The 16,339-nt window shown below is 30.7% G+C and carries 12 protein-coding genes; 7 read left to right on the top strand and 5 right to left on the bottom strand.

Translation table 11 applies throughout. The features are described 5' to 3' along the window. Nucleotides 1-103: 103 nt before the first annotated feature. Nucleotides 104-1,273: a proline dehydrogenase family protein gene (locus tag BUE22_RS22875; protein ID WP_073398261.1), complete on the bottom strand. Its 1,170-nt coding sequence runs from the start codon at nt 1,271-1,273 to the stop codon at nt 104-106. A gap of 253 nt (nt 1,274-1,526) precedes the next feature. Here BUE22_RS22875 and BUE22_RS22870 point away from each other — a divergent pair, with 253 nt between their 5' ends. The 6 genes from BUE22_RS22870 to recQ all read left to right on the top strand — a co-directional run bounded on the left by BUE22_RS22870 (nt 1,527) and on the right by recQ (nt 10,504). Then, nucleotides 1,527-3,836, top strand: a complete 2,310-nt coding sequence (locus tag BUE22_RS22870) for an O-antigen ligase family protein (RefSeq protein WP_073398260.1) — start codon at nt 1,527-1,529, stop codon at nt 3,834-3,836. Nucleotides 3,837-3,990: 154 nt separating this feature from the next. Continuing rightward, on the top strand, nt 3,991-5,058 hold the full coding sequence (gene aroB / locus BUE22_RS22865; protein WP_073398278.1) for a 3-dehydroquinate synthase: 1,068 nt from the start codon (nt 3,991-3,993) through the stop codon (nt 5,056-5,058). Between the two features lie 298 nt (nt 5,059-5,356). Continuing rightward, on the top strand, nt 5,357-6,760 hold the full coding sequence (locus BUE22_RS22860) for a type III PLP-dependent enzyme domain-containing protein (protein WP_042566950.1): 1,404 nt from the start codon (nt 5,357-5,359) through the stop codon (nt 6,758-6,760). Nucleotides 6,761-6,866: 106 nt separating this feature from the next. After that, nucleotides 6,867-7,835, top strand: a complete 969-nt coding sequence (locus BUE22_RS22855; RefSeq protein ID WP_007811609.1) for a deoxyhypusine synthase family protein — start codon at nt 6,867-6,869, stop codon at nt 7,833-7,835. Nucleotides 7,836-7,842: 7 nt separating this feature from the next. After that, complete coding sequence (locus BUE22_RS22850; RefSeq protein ID WP_042566949.1) at nt 7,843-8,253, top strand: hypothetical protein; 411 nt, start codon at nt 7,843-7,845, stop codon at nt 8,251-8,253. 142 nt (nt 8,254-8,395) lie between these two features. Then, nucleotides 8,396-10,504, top strand: coding sequence for a DNA helicase RecQ (gene recQ / locus BUE22_RS22845; RefSeq protein ID WP_073398259.1), 2,109 nt, complete (start codon nt 8,396-8,398; stop codon nt 10,502-10,504). A gap of 66 nt (nt 10,505-10,570) precedes the next feature. Here recQ and BUE22_RS22840 read toward each other — a convergent pair whose 3' ends face one another. From BUE22_RS22840 to BUE22_RS22825, 4 genes are all read right to left on the bottom strand, one after another. Further along, nucleotides 10,571-11,086 carry a DinB family protein gene (locus tag BUE22_RS22840; protein ID WP_042566947.1) on the bottom strand — a complete coding sequence of 172 codons (516 nt, stop codon included), beginning with the start codon at nt 11,084-11,086 and terminating at the stop codon, nt 10,571-10,573. Nucleotides 11,087-11,127: 41 nt separating this feature from the next. Beyond that, on the bottom strand, nt 11,128-13,713 hold the full coding sequence (locus BUE22_RS22835; protein WP_073398258.1) for a phosphoenolpyruvate carboxylase: 2,586 nt from the start codon (nt 13,711-13,713) through the stop codon (nt 11,128-11,130). A 90-nt stretch (nt 13,714-13,803) separates the two neighbouring features. Next, nucleotides 13,804-14,283 (bottom strand): Lrp/AsnC family transcriptional regulator, encoded by a 480-nt coding sequence (locus BUE22_RS22830; protein WP_007805990.1) that lies wholly within the window; start codon nt 14,281-14,283, stop codon nt 13,804-13,806. 77 nt (nt 14,284-14,360) lie between these two features. Further along, entirely contained in the window at nt 14,361-15,515 is a 1,155-nt protein-coding gene (locus tag BUE22_RS22825; RefSeq protein WP_073398257.1) for a M14 family metallopeptidase, read from the bottom strand. Between the two features lie 312 nt (nt 15,516-15,827). Here BUE22_RS22825 and BUE22_RS22820 point away from each other — a divergent pair, with 312 nt between their 5' ends. Then, the gene (locus BUE22_RS22820) at nt 15,828-16,301 is read left to right on the top strand and encodes a helix-turn-helix transcriptional regulator (RefSeq protein WP_073398256.1); all 474 of its coding nucleotides are present in this window, start codon (nt 15,828-15,830) and stop codon (nt 16,299-16,301) included. The last annotated feature ends 38 nt before the right edge of the window (nt 16,302-16,339 follow it).

The raw sequence follows: 16,339 nt of genomic DNA, 5'->3' as shown, positions 1-16,339 counted from the left end.
AATCTAAAATCTAAAATCTAAAATCTAAAATCTAAAATCTAAAATCTAAAATCTAAAATCTAAAATCTAAAATCTAAAATCTAAAATCTAAAATTCAGAAAGATTATTTTCCTTTTCTTCTATTACGTTCTGCTTTAATCATAGATAATTCGCGGCTTGTTTGCCCAGCAACTGAAGTGTTTTCTTCAGCACGACGAATTAAATAGGGCATAACATCTTTTACAGGTCCAAATGGAAGATATTTTGCTACGTTATAACCGTTTTCGGCCAAATTATAGCTGATATTATCACTCATTCCGTACAATTGCCCAAACCAGATTCTGTTATCGTTTTTGGCAATACCTTTTTCCTGCATCATTTCCATCAATTTATAAGAACTCAATTCGTTGTGAGTTCCTGCAAAAATTGACATTGTTTCTAAATGGTCTAACATATAATGTACAGCAGCATCATAATTAATATCTGTTGCTTCTTTCGAAATACAAATTGGCGAAACATAATTTTTCTCTTCAGCTCTTTTGTTTTCTTTTTCCATGTAAGCGCCGCGAACCAATTTCATTCCAATAAAAAATCCTTCGTTTTTGGCAACTTCATGTAATTTTTTCAAATAATCCAAACGATCCCAACGGTACATTTGTAACGTATTAAAGACAATTGCTTTTTCTTTATTGTATTTGCGCATCATTTCGGTAACTAAATCATCTGCAGCATCCTGCATCCAGCTTTCTTCACCATCAATCAATAAAGCAACATCTTTTTTATGTGCCTCGCTGCAAACATTATTAAAACGAGCTACTACTCTATCCCATTCTGCTTGTTCTGCAGGAGTTAACGATTGTTTTTCTCCTAATTTTTCATACAATTCAAAACGACCAAAACCTGTTGGCTTAAAAACCGCAAATGGAATTGCCAAACGTTCTTTAGCAAATTCAATAGTTTTTAAAGTCATTTGCAAAGCCGCATCAAATTGCTCTTCTTCTTCTTTTCCTTCAACTGAATAATCTAAAACAGACGAAACGCCTTTTGTAAACATTTTGTCTACCACTGTAATACAATCGTTTTCGTTTACACCACCACAAAAATGGTCAAAAACAGTTGCACGGATTAATCCTTCTACCGGAAGATTTGCTTTTATAGCAAAATTGGTAACAGCAGTTCCTATCCTAACTAAAGGCTGACTGTCAATCATTTTAAAAAGAAAATAAGCTCTATCGAGTTCTGTATCACTTTTCAACGAAAATGCAACTTGGGTGTTGTCGAATATTTTTTCCATTAAGTTTATTTTTTGTGCAAATATAGATAGAGTTTTGATTATTGTTCAGTTATAGAGGTGTTTTTTTGGTTTTAGTTATGTTAAAACTCAATTAAAACTTAGATAATTAATTTAATGTAAATTTTCAATGCAGTGAGCATGATTAATAAATTGATTACTTCAAATTATTATTATTTTATTGTTGTAAGATATTTTTTAGAAAATAAAATGTAAGTTTTTATTTATAAATGTATCTTTGTGAAAATTTATTACGATGGAAAAAAGTATCAATCTAAAATCAATTCTAAACAAAGGTTCATTAGTTCCAAATTATATTGTGTTACTCTTTATAGGAGCAATTTTATTAATTGATTTTTTACCCCATTCTAAAACTATAGATATACTTTATCCTCAATTTTTATATCTGTCGATATTAAATTTCGTAATGTCTGTTTATTTGTATTTCAATGTAAAAGAAATAACAATAGATATTATTTCTTCCATTAAAAGATCTTATTTGTTTTGGGCCTATTTTACATTTATAATTCTTTGCGGATTATCAGTTTTTGCAGCAAAAAACACGACTTTGGTAATAGAAAAATTCATAGAATTGATAATTGCTTTTTGTCTCCTTATAAATTTGACAATCCTTTTAAAAAACAAACTTCACCTACTCCCTAAAATTATCCTCATAATTGGCATTGCCGCTTTTTTTCAATCTGTTTTAGAACTTTATTACTTAAAACAAAAAGCAAATCAAACCACAATAGTGACAGCACTTGGCTTAATGGCTGAAAGAGCAGGAAATATCAATATTTTGGCAGCAAGTTTAATGATTAAAATTCCCTTCTTGCTAATTGGGATAACGCATTTTTTGGGGCTTAAAAGAATCTTTTTATTAATTACCCTTTTATTGGCAACAACTACTATTTTTTTAACGGGAGCAAGAACAGCACTTGTCAGCATTATTTTAATTTATATTCTATATGTTATTTATTATTTTAGAACATATTCTTTTAATAAATCATCATTTTACAGTTGTCTTACATTTATAATTCCGGTTATATTCTCTATCGGAATAACAAATGCTATTTTTAAAAAATCTGAAAATAATGATCGCTATACTTCTATAAATAACAGAATAAAACAAATTAATACTTCAGATGCTTCAGCAAACCTTAGGCTTTTGTTTTGGAATAATACGCTGCAATTAATTGAAAAACACCCAATAAACGGCGTTGGTTTAGGAAATTATAAAGTAGAATCTATTCCTTATGAGAAAACTCAAATGGATGATTCAACTATTTCCCTTCATTCTCACAATGATTTTCTAGAAATCGCTTCTGAAACAGGAATCATTAATGGTTTGCTTTATATTTCCATTTTTGCATTTGTTTTTTTTGTAAACGCAAAACGAATTGTAAACGCAGAGGATATCGAGACAAAAACAATTGCCATTTTAGTACTGATGCTAACCGTAGTGTATGTAATGGACTCGCTTTTGAATTTTCCAATGTTTAGACCTACAATGCTGATTTTTCTATGCTTATTATTGGTTTTAACACTAGTAAACACACCAGAAATAAAGAGCTTCGAATATCATTCAAGCAAAAATAAAATTTATCTGGCTTTGCTTCTTGTTAGTGCGGTTACCAGTTATTTCGCATTTTTAGGATATAAAGCCTCAAACTTAGAATATGTAATACAAAAAGACAACAAAAATTCATTTGTAAATAGCGTTCTTACGGGAGATGAATTAATTAAAGGATTGCCTAAATACAAAACAACACTTAGTACTGCTGAATCATTTTATGAATATGCCGGGATTTATTATATGAATGAAAAAAAATATAACGAGGCTTTGAAGTATCTCTCTAAAGCAAATAAAATAAATCCGCATTTTGGGCGTATAGATTTTTATAAAATGCTTATTTCTAATGCAAAAGAAAACAGAGACAGCGCCTATATTTATGCCAAAGAAGCATTTTATTTGCGTCCAAGAAATTTAAACTTCTTTAAAATGTCAGCACAATTTGCCCGTGCAAAAAAGGATACACAGGAGATATTAAAAGAGCATAAATTAATTACTCAATACAGAAAAATTCCCCAAGCCTGGCAAATAGCGGCAGAAGAACTTCAAAAAGCAAATTATGACAGTAATAAAATACTAAATTTTATAGACCTTGGACTGAAAGAATTTCCTGGAGACAGTATTTTGACAAAGCAAAAAAATGATATTTTGGTTAGTAATTATATTAAAGAAGGACGAGCTCTTGTAGATAAAGATAACTCGGACAAAGAATTAAGTTTTTATATGAAAGCTCTTAAGCTAGATCCTCAAAATGCTGACATAATGCAAAATATGGCCTTCTACTATTATAATAAAGCAAATTATCAACAATCATTATCTTATTTTTTGGGTGCATTAAAATACAAAAAGTTTAATTCGGGAAGAACAGAATTCTTTATTGGGAATTGTTACTTAAAGCTTAATGACAAAGAAAATGCCTGTCAGTATTTCAATTTGTCCAATTCTAAAAACTTTCCTGATGCAAAACAGCAAATAGTTCAAAATTGTAAGTAATAAATCTCATCTGTACTAATACACGTGCAAATTCAAGTTTTATGCTATCTATACTGATTCTTTTTAGGGATTATTTTGTTTAAATTATAGAAAAACTTTGGACATTATTTAGTTAAAAATGCCTTATTTTGTGGTTTCAATTAACCAAAGAAATATGCAATCTATTCAAGCCAATAATTATTTAGTGCATTTCAACCAAAATGCATATGAAGCTTTAAATACACATTTAAAAGACAATAAATATTCAAATTTGTTTATCATAGTTGATAATGAGACAAATGAGCATTGTTTACCAAAATTTTTGCCTTTACTTGAAACCGATTTAACGATTGAAATAATTGAATTTGAATCTGGCGAGGTTAATAAAAATATTGAAACTTGTATTGAAATCTGGAACGTTTTAACTGAACTTGGTGCTGATAGAAAATCTCTTGTAATTAATCTTGGCGGTGGCGTTGTGACAGACTTAGGCGGATTTGTAGCTTCGACTTTCAAACGTGGAGTTGATTTTATTAATATTCCAACTACTTTATTATCTATGGTTGATGCTTCAGTTGGGGGAAAAACTGGCGTTGACTTAGGAAATCTTAAAAACCAAATTGGAGTTATTAATGTGCCTCAAATGGTTTTGATTGATACAAATTATCTTGAAACTTTATCGCAAAGTGAAATGCGCTCTGGTTTGGCAGAAATGCTGAAACACGGCTTAATCTACGATGCACCATACTGGAAACAATTTTTAGATTTAAAATCTATTGATTATGCTGATTTTGATGAATTAATTTATCGTTCTGTAGAAATCAAAAATGAAATTGTAATACAAGATCCAACAGAAAAAAACATCCGTAAAGCCTTAAATTTTGGACATACTTTAGGTCATGCCATAGAAAGTTATTTTCTGGAAAGTGAAACTAAAAAAACATTATTACACGGTGAAGCAATTGCTGTTGGAATGATTCTTGAAAGTTATATTTCATGGCAGAAAAATTTAATTACAGAAGCAGAATATACTGAAATCAAAAACGCAATTAAAAACATTTATGACCATGTAGTGTTTGAAGAAAATGACATCGATCCTATCTTAGAATTACTTATTCATGATAAAAAAAATGAGTACGGATTGATTCAATTTGCACTTATTGAAGGAATCGGAAAAATAAAAATTAACCAATCCGTTGAAAATAAATTGATTCTGAATGCGTTTCAAGATTATAAATCTTAAACTTTTTTTAATTAAAACCATTGCTTTAGGTATATATTATTTTTTACATTTGCCACGATGAAAACAAACAATAAACAGAGAAATTTTAGTTCTTATAGAAACCGACTCAATAGTTCTTTACTAAGGATGTTGAACCGTTTTTATAATAGCAAAAGTCCGTTTTGTTTTGATGTTTTCTCATGCTCAAAAGCAGAACACGAAAAACTGCAAATTATATTTGCCAATATCAGGGTTTGAATTTAAGATTATTATCGTATCTTAAATTAAAAAATTACAATCCTAAAATATTGAAAAATAAATGAATACAAAATATTCTGACCTAATAAATCAAACTTACTATTTTCCACAAGAGGAATTTAAATTAAATAAAGACAACTTACAATTTCACAATATCGATTTGATGAAATTAGTTGAGCAGTATGGCACGCCATTAAAATTTACTTATTTACCTCAAATTTCTGAAAATATCAATAAGGCAAAAGCCTGGTTCAGAAAATCAATGGAAAAAAATAAGTACGAAGCAAAATATTACTATTGTTATTGTACAAAAAGCTCTCATTTTGAATATATTATGAATGAAGCTTTTAAAAACAACATTCATATTGAAACATCATCAGCGTTTGATGTTAATATTGTTGAGAATTTGTTAGAAAATGGTAAAATCAACAAAAGTACTTATGTTATTTGCAATGGTTTTAAAAGAGATGAATATATCAGCAATATTGCGAGATTAATCAATAACGGACATAAAAATACTATTCCGATCATTGACAACTATGAAGAACTTGATTTGCTTCAGGGAGAAATCAAAGGAAAATTCAAAATTGGAATTCGTATTGCAGCTGAAGAAGAGCCTAAATTTGAGTTTTATACTTCAAGATTAGGAATTGGATATAAAAACATTGTTTCGTTTTACAAGAAACAAATTCAGGAAAATGAAAAGTTAGAGCTTAAAATGCTTCACTTTTTTATTAATACCGGAATAAATGATACAGCATATTACTGGAATGAGTTAGTAAAATGTATTAAAGTATACATTGCGCTTAAAAAGGAATGCCCTACTCTGGACGGATTAAACATTGGAGGTGGTTTCCCAATTAAAAATTCACTTGCATTTGAATATGATTATCAATATATGATTGATGAAATTATCAATCAAATTAAAATCGCTTGTGATGAAGCTGAAGTTGATGTTCCAAATATTTTTACAGAATTTGGTTCGTTTACTGTAGGTGAAAGCGGTGGTGCTATCTATCAGATATTGTATCAAAAACAACAAAATGATAGAGAAAAATGGAATATGATTGATTCGTCATTCATTACTACTTTGCCGGATACTTGGGCTATAAACAAACGTTTTATCATGCTGGCGGTTAATCGTTGGAATGATACTTACGAGCGGGTTTTATTAGGAGGATTGACTTGTGATAGTGACGATTATTACAATTCAGAACAAAATATGAACGCTATTTATTTGCCTAAATACAACAAAGAAAAACCATTATATATTGGTTTCTTTAATACTGGTGCGTATCAGGAAACTATTGGAGGATATGGAGGTTTACACCACTGTTTGATTCCGCAGCCTAAACATATTTTAATAGATCGTGACGAAAACGGAATTTTAGCTACCGAAGTTTTCTCAGAACAACAAACTTCTGACGATGTATTGAAAATTTTAGGATACACAAAAAAAATATAAAAAAAAACCTGCAAATTAAATGTTAATATATATAAAATTGTTAATTTGCAGTATCATGTAAAAGGTCAAACTTTTAATTCAAAAAAAAACAAAAAAACAAAAAAAAATGAAAGGACCTATCAGTCAGTTTATTGAAAAACATTATTTACACTTTAACTCTGCTTCTCTTGTGGATGCTGCAAAAGCATACGAACAACAATTAGCAAACGGTGCTAAAATGATGGTAAGTATGGCTGGCGCTATGAGTACAGCAGAAATTGGTAAAATTTTTGCCGAAATAATTAGACAAGATAAAGTACAGATTATTTCTTGTACCGGAGCCAATCTAGAAGAAGATATCATGAATTTGGTGGCACACTCTCATTACGAAAGAGTGCCTAACTATCGTGATTTGACACCAGAAGACGAATGGGCTTTGCTTGAAAGAGGATTAAATCGTGTTACAGACACTTGTATCCCTGAGCATGAAGCGTTTCGTCGTTTGCAAAAACACATTTATAAAATCTGGAAAGATGCTGATGATAAAGGTGAACGCTATTTTCCGCATGAATTCATGTATAAAATGCTATTATCAGGTGTTTTAGAAGAGTATTATGAAATAGATTTAAAAGATAGCTGGATGTATGCAGCAGCAGAGAAAAATTTACCTATTATTGTTCCGGGTTGGGAAGATAGTACAATGGGAAATATCTTCGCTTCTTACGTAATCAAAGGAGATTTGAAAGCTTCTACCATGAAATCCGGAATTGAATATATGACATTCCTTGCTGATTGGTATCCAAAAAATAGTACTAACGGAATTGGATTTTTTCAAATTGGTGGTGGTATTGCAGGAGATTTTCCTATTTGTGTTGTTCCAATGTTGTACCAGGATATGGAAATGCATGATATACCGTTTTGGTCTTATTTCTGCCAAATTTCAGATTCAACAACTAGTTACGGATCTTATTCCGGAGCAGTTCCAAACGAGAAAATTACTTGGGGTAAATTAGATATTAAAACCCCTAAATTTATTATTGAGTCGGATGCTACAATTGTTGCTCCATTAATTTTTGCTTACTTATTAGATTTATAGGATATTTATGAAAAGAGTTATAGTAGACTACGCTAAACTTACCAATGAAATTTTAAACCTTTTGGTAGAAAAATTTCCTGATGGTTATGATGATTCGGATGTAATCCGTTTTAGAAATGCTAAAAACGAATTGATCGAAGCTGTTGAAGTACGTACTGAAGACACTATTTATTTAGTAAAAATTAGTACTAAACTTGCTGACAGAATTGAGAATTACGATGAAGACGATGATATTGACGTTGATGTTGATACAATCGAACCAGTAAAAGGTCTTGATCTTGACGATGATATTGACGACGACGATGATGACGATGCAGTAGATAAACCAGATACAGATGGCGGAGATGACGATGACGATGATGACAGAGACCCAGATGATATTGCTGATGACGATGATGATGAAGACGACGAAGATTAATTTATCTCCTTCAAAATAAAGTAAAGGAACTCTATACGGAGTTCCTTTTTTATTTTGAATACTAAAATCATGCATTTTTTTATAAGTAAAATCTTATATTTACAATTTCTTTAATATATTTACTTTCGCAAATAAAAGCCCAATGAATTCAGATATATTACACGCCAAACTAAAAGAAAATTTTGGTTTTGAAAAATTCAGACCTAATCAGGAAACCATAATCAACACTATTCTTTCGGGTCAGGATACTTTGGCTATTATGCCAACAGGTGGCGGAAAATCGATTTGTTTTCAATTACCGGCTTTGGTTTTACCAGGAATTACAATTGTAATTTCTCCTTTAATTGCCTTAATGAAGGATCAGGTAGATAGTTTAAAAACCAACGGAATTTCAGCTTGTTATATAAATAGCAGTCAATCCAGCGAAGAGCAACAGTTTTATATAGACAATTTAAAATCGAATACTTTTAAGCTCGTCTATATTGCTCCGGAGAGTTTATCATACTTGGATGTTGTTTTTAATGAATTGACAATCAGTTTAATTGCTATAGATGAAGCGCATTGTATTTCATCCTGGGGACATGATTTTAGACCGGCATATACTAATTTAGGATATTTAAAAAGCCGCTTCCCTTCTACTCCAGTGCTGGCTTTGACAGCTACTGCAGATAAAGCGACGCGTACTGATATTACAAAACAACTAAAATTAAGAAATCCGAAAACTTTTGTCGCATCCTTTGACAGAAAAAATTTAAGCCTTGAAGTTCGTCCTGCATTAGATCGTGTTAAACAAATTATTGATTTTGTAGAAAGCAAACCCAATGAATGCGGAATTATTTATTGTCTGAGCCGAAAAACTACAGAAGAACTTGCCGAGAAACTGCGAAATAAAGGAATTACGGCAAAAGCATATCATGCGGGCCTGGATAATAAAGTTCGTGCACAAACACAAGATGAGTTTATTAATGATGATTGTCAGGTTGTTTGCGCAACGATTGCTTTTGGAATGGGAATTGATAAATCGAATGTGCGCTGGGTCATTCATTATAATTTGCCTAAAAATATTGAAGGCTATTATCAGGAAATTGGCCGTGCCGGTCGTGACGGACTGCCGGCAGAAACAGTTTTATTTGAAAGTTATGCCGATGTAATCCAACTGCAGAAATTTGCTTCAGAAGGATTAAATTCTGATGTTCAGCTGGCAAAACTGGAGAGAATGAAACAATATGCAGATGCTTTAAGCTGCAGAAGAAAAATTTTGCTTTCCTATTTTGGTGAATTGGTTAATGAAAATTGTGGTAATTGTGACATTTGTAAAAAACCACCCGTATTTTTTGATGGGACTATTCTAGCTCAAAAAGCATTATCGGCCATTACTCGTTTGCAGGAATCTGAGCCTTTGGCAGTAATTGTAGACTTTTTAAGAGGCTCGAAAAACGCATATATCTACGAAAAAAATTATCAAAGCTTAAAAACGTATGGAATTGGCGCTGACATTTCGTGGTATGATTGGAATCAATACCTTATTCAGTTGATTAATCTGGGATACCTTGAAATTGCCTTTCATCAGCACAATAAAATTTTGCTTACTCCTTTTGCCAAAAAAGTTTTATTTGAAGGTGAAAAAGTAAAATTGACGACGGTTGTTAAAAAAGTAATGGATAAAAACGAAATCAAAGAAACAAAAGCCAAAACTGCTAAAAATTCACTTTTTGAAATACTTCGAAAATTACGCTACGAAATTGCAAAGGACGAAGAAGTTCCTGCTTATGTAATTTTTAGTGATGCTGTATTAAGACAAATGGAAACCTTGCGCCCAATGAGCGATGAAGAATTTCTTGCCATTGATGGTGTTGGTAAGGCTAAACTTGAAAAATATGGCTCAGAATTTATAGATGCAATTGTTTATTATGAAAAAGTAAAAAAGACTAATGCTAAAGCTAAAAAAGAAGGCAACACTTATAAAACAACTTTAGAACTTTTCAAAAACGGAAACAGTATTGAAGAAATTGCAGGAAAACGAAATTTAGGGCAAACAACGATTGTTTCGCATCTGGCAAAACTATATGTAGATGGAGAAGATATAGATTTAAGTTCATTTGTTACAGATAGCGAAGTTCAGCAATTACACAAAGCACAAATTGAACTGGAATATCCAACAGCATTAAGGCCATATTATGATCACTTTGAAGAAAAATTATCTTATGATAAAATTCGTTTTGGTCTCGCTATTGTGGAGCGGAATAAATAGCTTTTTATAAAACAAAAAATCCTGTGAAGTTATTTCACAGGATTTTTTTATGCTAAATATTTAATACTATAAATACCTTTCTTCGAAAACTTTTTGATGATGTTTTTGATGACCAATAATTACAAAACCTAAAGCACGAACAGAAATCTGAATATTAGAAGCAGTTCCAATTCGTTTAAGTTGTTCTTCAGATAAACTCTTGTAAAACAATAAATTTGAATGTCTTAACGCAGATAATTCTGTTAGTAAATCCTGAATACTTCTCCCATTTGCATTGGTATTGTTTGCATAATCATCTTCTTCAAAACTTGCCAAAGCTGTTTTGTCGTTTCTTGAAAAACGTAAAGCACGATAAGCAAAAATACGTTCACAATCTATTAGATGCTGAATAATATCTTTAATTGTCCATTTTCCTTCTGCGTAGCGATAATCAAATTTATCCATCGGGATATTTTGAACAAACCGGATAAAATCATGCAGAGAAATCTCTAATTCTTCTATTAGGTTTACATCTCCGGCTTCACGAATATATGTTGCAAAACCACCTGAATATTCATTTTCTAATAATTGGTTTGAATTCATTTCTATTACTTTTTGTTATAAAATAAATTAAAATTCTAGTCTTAGGCTGAGTTTCTACTCGCGTTTGTATTTCCGAAAAGAGATCTTGTTACGATTTTTTCGTAAACTTTAATCAACTCTTCATTATTGCCATTTTCTTTGTTTAGCTCATTAATTCTCAACAAAGCATATTGCTGTATTGTCAACAACGGCATAACGATACGTTCTCTTATTTGAATAGAAGCTATACCATCAGGATAATTTTCCATCAATGTTTTATGACCTGCAATTTTAAGTAAAAGACGTTTTGTTTCTAAAAACTCATCGTAGATAATTTGCCAGAATTCACCAAATTCAGGATCTTTTTTCATGTAAGCTGTTAGAGGGAAAAATGATTTTGCCAATGACATCATACTATTTTCAAGTAATGTTCTAAAGAATAATGAATTATGATACAAATCACTCACCTTATCCCATTGATTATTGTCTTCAAAATATTTTAACGCAGTTCCTACTCCAAAAAACCCTGGTACATTTTGTTTCAATTGACTCCATGAACCTACAAACGGAATTGCTCTTAAATCAGCAAAATCCAATTGTTCAGATTTACTTCTTTTAGAAGGACGGCTTCCAATATTTGTTTTAGAATAATACTTTAACGTACTCATCTTTTCTAAATACGGAATAAACTTTGGATGATTTTTAAAACTTAGGTATTTATCATATCCTAAACCAGCCAATTGCGTTAAAATCTCAGTTTCTGTAGCAGTTAACTCATTTTTCTCTTTGCTGAAAACCTGATTCGTTACACCGGCACTTAATAAGTTTTCGATGTTATAACGGCAAGAATCCAGAGTTCCGAAATTTGAACTAATCGTTTGTCCCTGAACTGTAATTTGAATTTCGTTATTTTCAATTTTTGGTCCTAAAGACGCATAAAATTTATGTGTTTTTCCACCACCACGAGCAGGAGGTCCGCCACGGCCATCAAAGAAAATAGCTTTAATGCCATATTTTCTTGAAATTTCCGTCAATGCAATTTTAGCCTGGTAAATACTCCAGTTTGCCATTAAATAACCACCATCTTTAGTTCCGTCAGAGAAACCAAGCATAATAGTTTGTTTATTGCCTCTCGCTTGTAAATGTTTAGAATATTCAGGATTTGTATACAACTGCTCCATTATTTCATGTGCATTCTGTAAATCATCAACTGATTCAAAAAGCGGAATAATATCAACGGTAGGATTTTCCCAATTGTTCAAACGAATCATGGCAAATGTTTCCATAACATTCAGCGCACTTTCGTTATTACTAATAATATAACGGTTAGCACCAAACTCTCCATTATTTTGCTGAATCGTTTTTATAGCCTGAACAGATTCTAAAGTAGATCTGGTAATTTCATCTTCAAAATGTTCAGGATTCAATTCTCCTTTTACTTTTGATAAAACAACCAGTTTTTCTTCTTCGGATAATTCATAATAGTTTTCAGGGAAAATTTTCGAACCAGAATTCAAATAATAATTTACAACATCTTTGAACACGGCGTTGTGAATTTTACTATTCTGGCGAATATCCAAAGTCGCAAAATGGAATCCGAATAAATTAATTTTTACTAAAAATGCATCCAATTCATCTAAATATAATGATTGATGTTTTTCAATAATAATGTTTCGAATTGCATTAAGCTGAGATAATAATTCGTCTAAAGTAATATAGATTTCTCCTTTTGAATAAAAAACAGAACGATAAAGTTTTTGTTCAAGATCAGACACTAAAGTATCTACGCCTGAGAAAGTTAGCTTTCTTTTTAAACTTCTCATTTCAACATAATAACACTTCAAAATCGAAGTACGCAAACGTTCAGCAACTTTCAAAGTAATTTCAGTTGTCACAAAAGGATTTCCGTCGCGGTCTCCTCCCGGCCAAAAACCAAGTTTGATTAATTGGTTTTGAATAGCATTTCCGTGAAGGATATTTTTCTGCAGATAATGTACAATTTCTCCAGATGTAGCATAGAAAACATTCTCCAGATACCAAATCAAACTCACCGCTTCATCGTAAGGATTTGGTTTTTCATTTTGAATAAATGGAGTTTTACCCAGCTGAGCCAGTAATTGTTTAATCTGCAATAAATTATTCAATCGAATTGCTTCGGTTAAATCATTTATAATTCCAAGTACCGGACCTGGATAAAATTGCGTAGGATGCGCCGTTAATACCGTTCTTACATTGAAATTTTCAAGAAATTCAATAAGATCGTCGTCTTTTTCCTTTGCATCTGATTTTTCTTTGATATCACGAAGAGAACCACGCCCTTCCATATTATTTACAACCGGAAAAGCAGCATCTTCAATGGCATCAAATAACACAATCTGACGTTCTATGTATTGAATAAATCGAAACATTAAATCGATTTTTTCAGTCTCAGTTGCGTTATTTAAAAATTTATTAGAAAAGAAATCAAAAATCTCTTTTGGTGTTTCCTGTTTTTTAAAGCCCGTTTCGCAAGTTTCTGTAAATAAAGGAAGTAAAACTCCCGTATTATCTATAGAATCAAAAGGTAATGTTATAAAAACACTATTATAAATGTGGTATTTTGAGAGAACGTCTTGATTAAAGCGCTCAATTTTGGGTAACGTATACATAATCGTGTTATAGTTGGTTGGTTAATTGGTCATAAAAAAACCCCAAGAATAAACTTGAGGTTATATTTTAATATAGCATTCAAGAAAATATTACATATTTTTAAATATAGTATGCATCAAACGCTTCTTATCGTTTATACTTTCTTCTAATGAAATCATTGTTTCTGTTCTGTAAACGCCTTCGATATCGTCGATCATGAAAATAACTTCCTTCGCGTGTTTCGTATCTTTCGCTCTGATTTTACAGAAAATATTGAATTTTCCGGTAGTTACAGAAGCCACAGTTACGAAAGGAATTTGGTTTATTCGCTCTAATACAAATTTAGTTTGAGAGGTATTATTAAGAAACACACCTACATAAGCAATAAATGAATACCCTAATTTATCGTAATCTAAGGCTAATGAAGATCCCATTATAATTCCTGCGTCTTCCATTTTTTTTACTCTAACATGTACTGTTCCAGCAGATATCAATAATTTTTTTGCAATGTCAGTAAACGGAACTCTCGTATTGTCTATTAACATATCTAAAATCTGGTGATCTACTTCATCTAAACGAAATTTACTCATAATTCTTTAATTAATATTACTAATTGCTATAACAAAGTATAAAAATATGTATAAAAAATAACAAATTCACATAAAAATTAACTTTTTGTCAATCCGTTAACAAATTTAACATTTTTATTTAAATAAAAATTTGCTTTTTGATTCAATTTCGGAATGTTATTAAAGTCATCTGTATAATCTGCACCTTGAGCATCATATTCATAATGACCAAAATAATTTTCCAAGTCGCCTACTTCAACTATGTAAGCGTTAAACTGAATCTTATTTTCAATCAATTCTTCTTTGTATTGTGCGACAAAATTCGTAATAATTTCGATACCATCATAATTTATTTTGATGTTTTTATACATAAAATCATAAAAAACGACTTTATTTTGTGAAATATTCAAATAATCATTAATTCGATTGTCAACTAAATCGTTTTCGGAAAGGAGTTTAAAACTCGAAATTAGTGAGAAAAATATTAATTTTCGGGTAATTTCTCTTTGATAATCGTTCGGAAAATGACCAGCTTCAAATAAAATAGTTGGAACTCCTAAGAACTGAAAGGTATCTCCAATACAATTAATATTGAATGAATCATCAAAACGTCCCACCTGCCCCGGAATATACTCCTGTAATACATCATTAAGGCCCGCAATAAGGTTTATGGCTTTTAATCTGTTATCATTTATATCACGAGCTTCGTTATAAGATGGTGCCAAAAAAGAAACAGTTGCCGGTTTACCACTATCTCCTGCGCCAAAAATTGTGCGCTGATCATGAAGATTAAAACAATAATGAGGTTTAAAATCTTCGAATACTTTCCTTAAAATAATACTCTCTGGCTGAGTCAGATTCTGTGAATCTCGGTTTAAGTCAATTTTATTGGCATTTTCACGAGTATAAAGCGCCGCCCCGTCAGGATTTAGAATTGGAATAGTGTAAAAAGTAAACGTTTTTAGCATTTTATCTGCAAAATCCGACTTGCCGTTTAATACATTAATAAAATCAAAAAGCGCTTTGGTTGTAGTGCTTTCATTTCCGTGCATTTGGGACCATAAATAAATACGAGTTTCTCCTGTACCAATTTCATAACTATATATAGGTTTGTTTAAAACCGAATGTCCAATAATTTTTACCTGATTATTAGTATTTAGTTTATCTAATAATGGCTGAATATGATCTAAAGTTAGATAACGTCCCGCAATAGATTGCTCTTTGTATTGATTAAATAATTCTTCTAAATTCATTGTAATTTGATTAGTTTACAAAAGTAAACATCTTTATTTTTACAATTGTAAACATGAAAAATTTAAAATTATTTAGAAATGTAAACAGTTTTTAGGCTCTAAAAATTGGTTTTTAAGATTTTGAAGTTAACATTTGTTACTTCTGTTAATTAAATACATTATAAATCTGTATTTCAATCAGTTAAACGCAATCACCTATAGTAAATTTGAGTACTTTTTAATCTTAATCATCTGATTTACTATTGTAAAATTGCTTATTACATTTATTATAGTTACATTTGTAAACATCACTTTTTAAATATATAATTTACAATGGTAAACATCGATGATTTTGTAAAAAGGCTCGAAATAATACTCGATTATTATGCTTTAAATGCCTCTTCTTTTGCTGATAAAATAGGTGTGCAGCGATCTAGTATGTCTCACCTACTTTCTGGTAGAAACAAACCAAGTCTTGATTTTGTTCTTAAAATTTTGGAAGTTTTTCCAGATGTAGACTTGTATTGGATTTTAAATGGCAAAGGAAGTTTTCCTAAAAATGAGGAAGAAACCGTAAATTCTAAAATTGAAAATACAGTTGAAATTGAAAAATCTTCTGCTCCTATTCCATATAATGAAAATGAAGTTTCGAAAGATTTATTTTCAGGAATGAATAAAAAAGAGGAAAGTCAGGAAAAAAGATATTTTTCAGAATCTAAAAACTCAAATCTAAATTTAGAAGAAGGTGAAATCGAAAAAATTGTATTTTTTTATAAAAACGGAACATTTAAGGTATATAACCCATAATCTTAATTTTCGCGTATTTAATTTTTTTTTAAAATATT

Origin of the sequence: Flavobacterium pectinovorum, assembly GCF_900142715.1 — a bacterium.
GTDB lineage: Bacteria > Bacteroidota > Bacteroidia > Flavobacteriales > Flavobacteriaceae > Flavobacterium > Flavobacterium pectinovorum.
The sequence above is the reverse complement of the archived record's forward strand: the minus strand, read 5'-3'. Positions and strand labels throughout refer to the sequence as shown.

What these genes read in the sequence shown, in the direction of transcription:
- BUE22_RS22825 (WP_073398257.1), bottom strand. Translation starts at nt 15,515, where the DNA reads ATGAATTTAGAAGAATTATTTAATCAATACAAAGAGCAATCTATTGCG.
- BUE22_RS22870 (WP_073398260.1), top strand. Translation starts at nt 1,527, where the DNA reads ATGGAAAAAAGTATCAATCTAAAATCAATTCTAAACAAAGGTTCATTA.
- recQ (WP_073398259.1), top strand. Translation starts at nt 8,396, where the DNA reads ATGAATTCAGATATATTACACGCCAAACTAAAAGAAAATTTTGGTTTT.
- BUE22_RS22855 (WP_007811609.1), top strand. Translation starts at nt 6,867, where the DNA reads ATGAAAGGACCTATCAGTCAGTTTATTGAAAAACATTATTTACACTTT.
- BUE22_RS22875 (WP_073398261.1), bottom strand. Translation starts at nt 1,273, where the DNA reads ATGGAAAAAATATTCGACAACACCCAAGTTGCATTTTCGTTGAAAAGT.
- BUE22_RS22850 (WP_042566949.1), top strand. Translation starts at nt 7,843, where the DNA reads ATGAAAAGAGTTATAGTAGACTACGCTAAACTTACCAATGAAATTTTA.
- BUE22_RS22860 (WP_042566950.1), top strand. Translation starts at nt 5,357, where the DNA reads ATGAATACAAAATATTCTGACCTAATAAATCAAACTTACTATTTTCCA.
- BUE22_RS22840 (WP_042566947.1), bottom strand. Translation starts at nt 11,086, where the DNA reads ATGAATTCAAACCAATTATTAGAAAATGAATATTCAGGTGGTTTTGCA.
- BUE22_RS22820 (WP_073398256.1), top strand. Translation starts at nt 15,828, where the DNA reads ATGGTAAACATCGATGATTTTGTAAAAAGGCTCGAAATAATACTCGAT.
- BUE22_RS22835 (WP_073398258.1), bottom strand. Translation starts at nt 13,713, where the DNA reads ATGTATACGTTACCCAAAATTGAGCGCTTTAATCAAGACGTTCTCTCA.
- aroB (WP_073398278.1), top strand. Translation starts at nt 3,991, where the DNA reads ATGCAATCTATTCAAGCCAATAATTATTTAGTGCATTTCAACCAAAAT.
- BUE22_RS22830 (WP_007805990.1), bottom strand. Translation starts at nt 14,283, where the DNA reads ATGAGTAAATTTCGTTTAGATGAAGTAGATCACCAGATTTTAGATATG.